Here is a 694-nt window from a genome sequence, read left to right as displayed (position 1 = left end):
GGGGCCGCGGCTGCACCGTCGCGGGGGACTTCCACGGCCACTTCGACGGCGACGTGCGCTGGGGCGATGACGTCTTCTTCAACGTGGGCTGCTACGTGTCGGTCCTGGAGCGGCTGGTGGTGGGCGACGGGTGCCGGTTCGGCGAACGCGTCTCCATCCACGACGAGGACCACGTGTTCGAACCGCGCGGCGCCGACCGCGGCGCCTACCGCACCGCCCCGGTGCTCATCGGGGACCACGTGTGGGTCGGCGCGAACAGCGTGGTGCTGCGCGGCACCCGGATCGGCACCGGGGCGGTGGTAGCCGCCGGCTCCGTGGTCCGCGGCGACGTGCCCGCGCACACGCTGGTGGCCGGGGTCCCCGCGCGCCCGGTGCGCACCCTGCGGGGCTGACCCCACCGGCGCGGGGTCGGTGCGCCCTCAGGACCCGCCCGGCTCCGCCGCGCCGCTCACCTCCGCGGCGCCCGGTTCGGCGGCGGGCTTGCCGAAGTCGTGCGGCAGCGCCTGCAGGCGGTCCCAGGGGAAACCTGCCAGCACCTGGTACGGCGGGACCCCGCCCAGCTGGCGGTCCCAGAACCCGGGGTCCTGCTGCAGCGGCTGCCCGAGCTGTGCACCGATGTTCACGGCGCCGGCGGTGTCGGTGACGATGAAGCCGTACCGCTGGGCCGCGCGCGCCACCATGCGGGCCACCGGGG

1 protein-coding gene and 1 pseudogene are annotated in these 694 nt (G+C 76.2%); one reads left to right on the top strand and one right to left on the bottom strand.

Annotated elements, in window-relative coordinates:
* The coding region (locus ABEB16_RS22110; protein WP_345714315.1) for an acyltransferase at positions 1–392 on the top strand (392 nt) is incomplete at its 5' end.
* Between the two features lie 27 nt (positions 393–419).
* Here the strand turns inward: ABEB16_RS22110 and ABEB16_RS22105 are convergent.
* Positions 420–694, bottom strand: a pseudogene (locus tag ABEB16_RS22105) (hypothetical protein); the annotation flags it as partial.

The organism is Kineococcus glutinatus (genome assembly GCF_039542765.1).
GTDB lineage: Bacteria > Actinomycetota > Actinomycetes > Actinomycetales > Kineococcaceae > Kineococcus_A > Kineococcus_A glutinatus.
This window is presented reverse-complemented; position numbering and strand designations above follow the sequence as displayed.